Raw genomic sequence first — 9300 nt, 5'->3', positions numbered from 1 at the left:
GCTCGCGCACGAGGTGTTCCATGCTCCAGGCGTTCTCCGGCTCAAAAACGCGCACCGTATGGCCACGGGCGATCAACTCAGTGGCGATGCCGCGCAGAAAATGGGCGTTGCCGTGGTTCCAGTCGGAGAGGAGCGAATGGGTGAAGATCACGACACGCATGCCGGGACCTCCTCATCCTCCGCAAGCGGCGCCGGTCCCGTATCCGCCGGTCGGTCGGCGACCAGCTCGCGGTATACGGCCATATACCCGGCGACCATTCGCTCCGGCGTGTATGCCAGCGCTCGCGCGCGCGCCCGCGCGGCCATCTCCGCGCGCAGACCGGCATCGGCGATCAGCCCCTCCAGCGCGTTGTGGAGCGCGCCTGCGTCGTCCCGACCGACAAAAAGGGCGGCATCGCCCCAGACCTCCCGAAGCGAGGGAATGTCGCCAACGACGAGAGCGCACCCGGCCAGCCCCGCCTCCAGCATCGGCAGCCCGAACCCCTCCTCCCGGCTGGTCAGCAGCACGGCGTCGGCCAGGCTGTAGAAGTCGGCGAGGGCTTCCTCCGGCAACCCTTCCCCGCCGTTGTGCTCGCACAGGAAATGGGCCGCCCCCTCTAGGCCCCACGCCGCCCGCTGCCGGCGGAGCGCCTCCAGGTAGGCGAGGTTGTCGACGGTGTGGGCGCCGGGCGGACCGGTGACCACCAGTCGGGCGTCCCATCCAGTGCGGGACCGCAAAGCCCGCAGCACTTCTAGGGCCGCCTCCAGGTTCTTGCGCCGTGTGATGCGCACGGGCGTCAGCAGGATGACGTCCGCCTCCAGGAGGCCCAGGGCCTCCACCAGCCGGCGGGCGAGGGGGGTCCAGCGGAAGAACGCACCCATATCCACCCCGTTGGGGATCACGTGGATCTGCTCCAGGGGGATCCCCCAGGCGGCGGCCAGCGCCTGGCGGCGGGCCTCGGAGACGGTGACGTGGATCACCGGCCACGGCCGGAACAGGAGCGTCCACGGCTCCTCGGGGACGCGGGGCGACCGCTCCCGCAGGATCACCGCGTCGTGATGCCACCCGATCCAACGCCGGGGCTCCGCACCGATCAGATCGCAGAGCGCGGCGGAGAGGACCAGGTTTTTGTCCATGGTGCACACGTTGTGGAGGATGACGACGTCTGCGCCGCGGAGGGCCTGGGAGAGGGCCGCCCGCAGGCGCGCCCGCATCGCGGCAAAGGCGGCCGGGCGCTCCCCGCGCGCAAGGGCCGCTTGCAGCGGGGCGATCTCCGGATGACGGCCGTAAAGCAAGGAGATCCGCACCACGGCCACGCCCGGCCGACCCAGCCCCCCTTCCCCGGTGATCACCCGCACCGGGTAGCCGGCCTCGGCCAGGAAGTCGGCCTGGCGGCCCAGCACCTGCTCGACCCCGCCAACGACCGGAGGCGCGGTGTAATGCACCAGCGCGACGGTGGGTTTCGCCGCCATCCTCGGTTATGGCCTCCCCATCTCCTGAGGCCTCTGTATGCTATCATAAGCGGGATCGGCGGGTGGACACGGGTTCCAGAGACCCGATCCGCTGCGATCGGGGGGAAGCTGGGCGATGCGCCGTCTCAGAGGATGTCTGGGGGTGCTGGTCGGGATCCTGGTGGGCGGAAGCCTGGGGGTCGTCCCTCTGCCGGCCCACGGCCAGGGGGCTCCCTTCCGGGTGTTTCTGCCCCTCGTGGCCCGGCAAGGGCTGCCGCCGTCGGGCCCCTCCTTCGGCCTGGTCTTCATCACCTCAGCGGAGATCCCGGCCGACGCCGCCCGCTTCGCGCGGGCCCGGGAGTTGGGGGCCCGCTGGGACCGTTGGCCCCTCTATTGGAGCGGGGTGGAAGGGACGCCCGGCGTGTTCTCGTGGGGGCATGTCGACGCCGCCCTGAAGGAGGTCCTGGCCCAGGGACTTGAGGTCTCCCTGATCCTGATGGGCACCCCCGCCTTCTACGCCGCCGCGGGCTCCCCCGCCCGGCCGCCGATCGGGGGCTCCCCCCTCCGCCGGCGCGCCGGGGGGCCCATCGCCATCGCCGCCGCCAACCCTCCGGCCGGCCTCTACGCGCCGGTCTTCGCGGACGGCACCGATCATCCCGGCCCGGGCAAGACCATCCATCCGGCCAACCGCTGGGCCATGTTCGTCTTTCAGGCGGCGGACCGCTACCGGCCAGGGGGCGCCGCCTCCCGCGAAGTGGCCGGCTGGCCCGCCGGGCGGGGGGTACGTTACTGGGAGATCTGGAACGAGCCGGACCTCTCGTTCTTCTGGAGCGGGAGCGCAGCGGATTACGCTCGGCTCCTGAAGGTGGCCGCCCTCGCCATCCGCCAGGCCGATCCGCAGGCCCGCATCCTCTTCGGCGGCCTGGCCGTCTTTGAGAAGCCCGGGTGGCTCCGCGATGTCCTCACTGTCCTCCAGAACGATCCCGATCCCGCCCTGCGGGATGCCTACGGCTGGTATTTCGACATCCTCCCGGTCCACAGTTACAGTTACGCCTGGCAGACCTTCCGGTATCTGAACCAGGCCGCGGCGACGCTGCGAGACTTCCGCCTGAACAAGGAACTGTGGGTGAACGAGAGCGGCCTGCCGGTGTGGGACGACTATCCGGGGCCCACGTGGGACCCGGACAGCGGCTACCGCGGGACGCGAGAAGAGCAGGCCGCCTACGTGGTGCAGAGCGCCGCCTACGCCCTGTGGCTGGGGGCCCGGGTCGTTTTCCATTTCATGCTCCACGACGATTGCGGGAACGGCCCGGAGGCCCGGGACGCCTTCGGCCTGTATCGCAACCCGAGCCCCGCGCCGTGTTACCCTTCGGATGCGGGGGCCCGCCCGGCGGCGGCCGCCTACCGGTTGGTGGCGGCCCACCTGCAGGGGGCGACGCCCCTGTGGCGCTGGCGGTCCACCGGCGGCGCCACCGATTGGGGGGCGTGCACCGGCCGGGTGGAATGGTTCGCCTTCCGGCGGCCCGACGGGGCCCGCGTGCTTTTGGCCTGGACCCGCATGAACGAGCCGGCGGTCATCACCGTGACCGCCGCGGCGCCCAGCGGGGTGGTCTACGACGTCCGCTCGGGAGCGGCCACCCTGGTCGCGCCGGCCGGGGGCGTTTACACCTTCACCCTGCCCCCGGCCACGAATTACAACACCCCCACCTGGTGCAACCCGGGGCGGGAGAAGCGGGGAGAGGCGGCCGTAGGTGGGCTGCCGTTGTTCCTGGTGGAGCCCGGGCCGTAGGCGGGGAGCCCGCGGGGTGCCCCTTCGCCTATACCTTCGCCAGCCCGCGGCGGCGCAGCTCCGCCGTGAGGGCGGGAACGATCTTGAAGAGATCGTCCACGACGCCGTAGCGGGCGACTTTGAAGATGGGCGCCTCCGGGTCCTTGTTGATGGCCACGATGACCTTCACCCCCCGCAGGCCGGAAAGGTGCTGGATGGCCCCAGAGATCCCACAGGCGATGTAGAGATCGGGGCTGATGGTCTTGCCCGTCTGTCCCACTTGATACTTGTAGGGGATCCACCCGGCGTCGACCACGGCGCGGGTGGCGCCCAGAGCAGCGCCCAGCGCCCGGGCCAGTTCCCGCAGCGGTTCGAACCCCTCCGGCCCTCCCACACCCCGCCCGCCCCCCACGACGATGCGGGCCTCGTTGAGGGGAATCTCTCCGGCTGCCTCCGGGATCCACTCCAGCACCTCGGTGGGGAACCCGGAGGCCTCCAGGTCGACGGGGACGGCGATCACCTCCCCCCGGCGGGAGGGGTCGGGCTCCGGTTTGGGGAAGGCCCGCCCCCGGATCGCCAGAAGCGCCGGTCCTCGCTCCACCGTGACGCGGGCGAAGAGCTTCCCCTCATAGATCGGCCGGACGGCCATGATCCGCCCGTCTTCCACACTCACCTCGATCACGTCCATCAGGGCAGCGGTCCCCAGCTCAGCGGCCAGCCCTCCCACCAGTTCCCGGCCCCGGGCGGTGCCCCCCAGCAGGACGGCCTGGGGTTGGGCCTCCGCGACCATAGGGGCAAGGACGGCGAGATAGGGCTCGAGGCGGAAGTCGGCCAGGTCCGGGTGCTCGGCCACCCGCACCATGTCGGCGCCCATGGCGATGGCCTCCTCGGCCCGTGCGGCGACCCCGTGGCCCAGCAGGACGGCCGTCACGGGCCCCGCCATGGCCTCGGCCAGCCGCCGGGCCACGCCCAGGGCCTCCCACGAAACCGAGGGGACCTGCCCCTGGAACTGCTCCAGCCAGACCCAGATGCCGCTCATCCGTGCCCTCCCGACGGATGGGTTCACAGCACCTTCTCCGCCAGCAGGCGGTCCACCAGGATGCGGGCGATCTCCTCGGGCGATTCCCCTTGGATGAACTCGCACCGAACCTCCGGCTTGGGCGGGGCGAAGATGGCGGGCCAGCGGGCCGCCGAGGCCGCGGCGCCCACCTGGTCCGGGGCCAGCCCGAGATCGGCCGCCGTCCAGATGGGGATCGCCATCCGGGCAGCCTTCCGAATACCCATGAAGGAGGGGTAACGGGGCTCATTCATTTGCATGGCCGACAGGACGGCGGGGAGGGGGGCGCGCACCACCTGGCGGCCCTCCTCCAGGATGCGTTCCACCACGATGGACCGCCCGGCGGGGTCCACCTCCCGGATCTTCCCCACGTAGGCCAGGAGGGGCCAGCCCAGCCGGCGGGCGAGGGCCGGCGGGACCTGGGCGGAGTTCCCGTCCACGCTCTCCTTGCCCATGAAGACCAGGTCGACGGCCCCGAGTTTGCGGACGGCGGCGGCGAGGATGGTGGCCGTGACCACGGCGTCGGAGCCCTCGAAGGCAGGGTCATGGAGGAGGATGGCCTCGTCACAGCCCATGGCCACCGCCTGCTTCAGGGCCTCCTTGGCGGACTCCGGGCCCATGGTGATGGCGGCGACCTTGCCGCCGAACTTCTCCTTGAGGCGCAGGGACTCCTCGATGGCGAACTCATCCCACGGGTTGACGATGAGGGGGGCGTCGCCCCAGGAAACCCGGCCGGAAGCGTCCACCGTCAGGTTCGCCGCGGTGTCGGGGGTTTGCTTGACCAGCACCACGATGTTCATCGGCGCCTCCCGAAACGACGCGGGTGAATCCGCGAGCGGTTTCCGAACCCCGGGCCATTGTCCTCGGGGAGTGTTCAGGGGGTGTTCAGGCAGGGGCGGGCTCGGCGCGCCAGACCTCCGGGTCGTAGGCGGGGAGCTCGCACCGCAGCGGGCGGTCCCGACGGTAGCCCAGGGCATACTCGGCTTGGATCAGGGTGTGGATCTGGCTGGTGCCCTCGTAGATGACCTCCCCCTTGGCGTTCCGGAGATAGCGCTCCACATCGTATTCGTCGCTGTAGCCGTAGGCCCCGTGGATCTGGATGGCGTCCAGGGCGGCCTGGACGGCGGCCTCCGTGGCGAACCATTTGGCGAGGCTGGTCTCGCGGGTATTGCGCAGCCCCATGTTCTTCATCCAGCCGGCCCGCAGGTAGAGGAGGCGGGCGATCTCGTAGTTGGCGGCCATCTTGGCGATCATCTCCTGGACCAACTGGTGTTCCCCGATGCGCTTGCCGAAGGTGGTGCGCTGGTTGGCGTATTGGACGGAGGCCTCCAGGCAAGCGCGGATCAGGCCGGTGGCCCCGGCGGCCACCGTGTAGCGGCCGTTGTCCAGGGCGGCCATGGCGATGTAGAACCCCTCGCCCTCCTCCCCCAGGCGGTTCTCGGCCGGCACCGGGGTGTTCTCGAAGACGATCCAGCCGGTGTTGCCCGCCCGTACCCCCAGTTTGCCGTGGATGGTGCCGGTTTTGACGCCGGGGAAGGTCCGCTCCACGATGAAGGCCGACATCCCCCGGTGGCCCTTCTCAGGGTCCGTCTTGGCGATGACCAGGAAGTGGTCGGCCAGGTCGGCCAGGCTGATCCACGTCTTCTCTCCGTTGAGGAGGTAGACATCGCCCTGGCGCCTGGCGGTGGTGCGGATGGCCGCGGCATCGGAGCCGGCGCCGGGCTCGGTGAGGGCGTAGGCGGCGATCTTCTCCCCCCGGGCCTGGGGGACCAGGTAACGCTGTTTTTGTTCCTCGGTGCCCCATTGCAGGAGGGAGAGGGAGTTGAGGGCCACGTGGACCGACATCACCACCCGCAGGGAACTGTCCACCCGCTCCAGCTCCTCGCAGGCCAGCCCGAGGGAGATGTAATCCATCCCCGCCCCCCCGTATTTGACCGGGATGCAGATCCCCAGCAGCCCCAGGGCCGCCATCCGTTCGAAGAGCCATGGGATCGGCTTCTGGGCCCGGTCGTGCTCCTGGATGACCGGCCGCACCTCCCGCTCGGCGAACTCCCGCACCATCTGCTGCACCATGCGGTGCTCGTCGTTCAGCCGGAAATCCATCGCGGCCTCCACGGCGGAGTTTCCCGGTCCATTATAGCCGCGCCCCCGACCGGACGAACGTCCGCTCGCAGGGCTTGCGCCGCGGGCTTTGGCGGCCGGGGCTTTGGTGGCCCTGTTTGCCATCGGATTCGGATCCGATTACAATATATAGCTTGGACCTGGCAGGCATCCCAACTCCCCCTGGACGGAGGAAGGTGCGGTGAGCCTCTCCAAGGAAGAGAAGCAGCAGTTGATCGAGATGTTCCGGCGCCACGAGACGGACACCGGCTCGCCGGAAGTGCAGATCGCCATCCTGACCGAGCGCATCAACCGCCTGACCGAGCATCTGAAGCAGCACAAGCACGATGAGCACTCGCGGGTGGGCCTGCTCAAACTGGTGGGCAAGCGCCGGCGCCAACTGGAGTATCTGGCCCGGGTGGATTCCCAGCGCTACCGGATGGTCCTGGAGCGCCTGGGCTTGCGCAAATGAGCCGCGCTCGGGCCAGGGCGACCCTGCACGGACGCGTAGATGGAGGGCTCCCTCATCTACGCGTTTTTTTCAACTGAGGAGGGGGCCGCACCCTTATCTTTGATGAGAGCGAGGTTCAGCCGTGAGGCGAGAGCGAGAGGTTTTCAGGACCCTGGTCGGAGACAAGGAGATCGTCATCGAGACCGGATACTTCGCCTGGCAGGCCAACGGCGCGGTCATCGTCCGCGTCGGCGACACGATGATCCTGGCCGCGGCCACCATGGCGAAGGAGGTGCGGGAGGGCATCGATTTCTTCCCCTTGAGCGTGGACTTCGAGGAGCGGCTGTATGCGGCGGGCCGCATCCCGGGCAGTTTCCACCGGCGGGAGGGGCGGCCCTCGGAGAACGCCATCCTCACCGCCCGCCTGGTGGATCGTTCCCTGCGCCCGCTGTTCCCCAAGGACCTGCACAACGACGTGCAGGTCATCCTCACCAGCCTCTCAGCGGATCCCGAATACCACCTGGACATCCCCTCCATCATCGCCGCCTCCGCCGCCCTGACCATCTCGGACATCCCCTGGTTCGGGCCGGTGGGGGCCGTTCGCGTCGGCTACATCGACGGCCAGTTCGTGATCAACCCCACCGTCAGTCAGATGGAACACAGCCGCCTGGACCTGCGGCTGGCCGGGACCGCCGATGCGGTCCTGATGGTAGAGGCGGGGGCCAACGAGATGCCCGAGGACCTGGTGGTGGAGGCCATCCGCCTGGGCCACGAGGCGATGCAGCCCCTGATCGCCCTCCAGGAGGAGATGCGGGCGGCCATCGGCAAACCCAAAGCCTCCTACCGCTCCTTCGCCGTCCCCGAGGAGGTCCGCCAGGCCGTGCGGGCCCGCCTGGACCACCAGATCGCCGAGATCCTGGACACCTACTTCGACAAGGACAAGCGGAACGAGGCGCTGGACGAACTGGAGGAGGACATCCTGCAGGCCCTCTCGGAATACGAGCAGGCCCAGGTGAAGGAGAGTTTCCACGAGGCGCTGCGCGAGGAGGTCCGCCGGCGCATCCTGGAGGAGGGCCGTCGGCCGGACGGGCGGGGGCCGCGGGATATCCGCCCGGTCTGGTGCGAGGTGGACGTGGCGCCGCGGGCCCACGGGTCGGCCCTCTTCACCCGGGGCGAGACCCAGGTCCTCTCCGTCGTCACCCTGGCCACCCTGGCCGAGCAACAGGAACTGGACACCCTGGCCCCCGAGGAGACCAAGCGCTACATCCACCACTACAACTTCCCGCCTTTCTCCACCGGCGAGGTCCGGGTGCTGCGGGGGGCCTCGCGGCGGGAGATCGGCCACGGCGCCCTGGCCGAGCGGGCTCTGCTCCCGGTGATCCCGCCGGAGGAGGAGTTCCCTTACACCATCCGGGTGGTCAGCGAGGTCCTCTCTTCCAACGGCTCCACCTCCATGGCCAGCGTCTGCGGATCCACCCTGGCGCTGATGGACGCCGGCGTCCCCATCCGCAAGCCGGTCTCTGGGGTGGCCATGGGGCTGGTGACGGCCGACGAGACATGGCGGAAATACGTCATCCTCACCGACATCCAGGGGATGGAGGACCACCTGGGCGACATGGACTTCAAGGTGGCTGGCACCGCCGACGGCATCACCGCCCTCCAGATGGACGTCAAGATCCGGGGTCTCCCTTACCACGTGCTGGCGGAGGCTCTGGCCCAGGCTCGGGAGGCCCGGCTCTACATCCTGGAGAAGATGCTGGAGGTCCTGCCGGCGCCGCGGCCGGAGCTGAAGCCCCATGCCCCGCGCATCTTCACCGTGCACATCCCGGTGGAGAAGATCGGCGCCCTCATCGGGCCGGGCGGCAAGACCATCCGCAAGATCCAGGAGGAGACCCACACCCAGATCGACATTGAGGAGGACGGAACGGTCTACATCGCCGCCACCAGCCTCGCCGACGCCGAGAGCGCCCGCCTCAAGATCGAGGCCTACGCGGAGGAGCCCCAGGTGGGCAAGATCTACCTGGGCAAGGTAATCCGCATCACCGACTTCGGGGCCTTCGTGGAGATCCTGCCCGGCGCCGTGGGGATGGTCCATATCTCCCAGATCGCTGACCAGAAGGTCAACCGCATCGAAGACGTGGTGCAGGTGGGCGATCAGATCCTGGTGATGGTGACCCACATCGAAGACGACGGCAAGATCCGTCTCTCCCGCCAGGCGGTCCTGGAGGGCCTCTCCCTGGAGGAGGCCCAACAGCGGGATCGCATGCTGGCCGCCAAGGGGAAGGGGAAGCCAGGCGGGGAGGAGGGCGCGCGGGGCCGCCCCCTGGCCGGGCGCGTCAAGATCGTCCGCCGCGTCTCGCGGGAGTAGCGCCCTCCCTTTCGTGAGGAAGGGCCCGGCGACCGGAATGGTTTTCTCTTGGGAAGCCTCGCGGCGCCGCTACGGTTGCACCACCACCGGGGTCCCGATCTCCGCAGGGTCGGGCGGGGGGGTGG

General features: G+C 69.6%; 7 protein-coding genes and 1 pseudogene. 3 read left to right on the top strand and 5 right to left on the bottom strand.

Annotated features, from left to right (window positions below; genetic code table 11):
- Positions 1–160, bottom strand: a pseudogene (locus C4313_RS10290) (glycosyltransferase); the annotation flags it as partial.
- Complete coding sequence (locus C4313_RS10285) at positions 148–1452, bottom strand: glycosyltransferase family 4 protein (RefSeq protein ID WP_352429773.1); 1305 nt, start codon at positions 1450–1452, stop codon at positions 148–150. The gene C4313_RS10285 and the pseudogene C4313_RS10290, both read right to left, overlap by 13 nt.
- A gap of 115 nt (positions 1453–1567) precedes the next feature.
- Here C4313_RS10285 and C4313_RS10280 point away from each other — a divergent pair, with 115 nt between their 5' ends.
- Positions 1568–3220, top strand: a complete 1653-nt coding sequence (locus C4313_RS10280) for a GH39 family glycosyl hydrolase (protein ID WP_352429772.1) — start codon at positions 1568–1570, stop codon at positions 3218–3220.
- A 28-nt stretch (positions 3221–3248) separates the two neighbouring features.
- Here the strand turns inward: C4313_RS10280 and C4313_RS10275 are convergent, their stop codons facing one another.
- The 3 genes from C4313_RS10275 to C4313_RS10265 form a co-directional block, all read right to left on the bottom strand.
- On the bottom strand, positions 3249–4238 hold the full coding sequence (locus C4313_RS10275) for an electron transfer flavoprotein subunit alpha/FixB family protein (RefSeq protein WP_352429771.1): 990 nt from the start codon (positions 4236–4238) through the stop codon (positions 3249–3251).
- A 23-nt stretch (positions 4239–4261) separates the two neighbouring features.
- A complete protein-coding gene (locus tag C4313_RS10270; protein ID WP_352429770.1) occupies positions 4262–5056 on the bottom strand; it encodes an electron transfer flavoprotein subunit beta/FixA family protein in 795 nt (264 codons plus the stop codon).
- Positions 5057–5141: 85 nt separating this feature from the next.
- Positions 5142–6359 carry an acyl-CoA dehydrogenase family protein gene (locus C4313_RS10265; RefSeq protein WP_352429769.1) on the bottom strand — a complete coding sequence of 406 codons (1218 nt, stop codon included), beginning with the start codon at positions 6357–6359 and terminating at the stop codon, positions 5142–5144.
- A gap of 199 nt (positions 6360–6558) precedes the next feature.
- On the opposite strand from C4313_RS10265, the gene rpsO reads away from it, so the two are divergent.
- The gene (gene rpsO, locus C4313_RS10260) at positions 6559–6828 is read left to right on the top strand and encodes a 30S ribosomal protein S15 (RefSeq protein WP_352429768.1); all 270 of its coding nucleotides are present in this window, start codon (positions 6559–6561) and stop codon (positions 6826–6828) included.
- Between the two features lie 121 nt (positions 6829–6949).
- Positions 6950–9175, top strand: a complete 2226-nt coding sequence (locus tag C4313_RS10255; RefSeq protein ID WP_352429767.1) for a polyribonucleotide nucleotidyltransferase — start codon at positions 6950–6952, stop codon at positions 9173–9175.
- Positions 9176–9300: the final 125 nt, after the last annotated feature.

It is taken from the genome of Thermoflexus sp. (assembly GCF_040289485.1).
GTDB lineage: Bacteria > Chloroflexota > Anaerolineae > Thermoflexales > Thermoflexaceae > Thermoflexus.
Note: the sequence above shows the minus strand (reverse complement) of the source record. Positions and strands in the feature narration are given on the sequence as shown.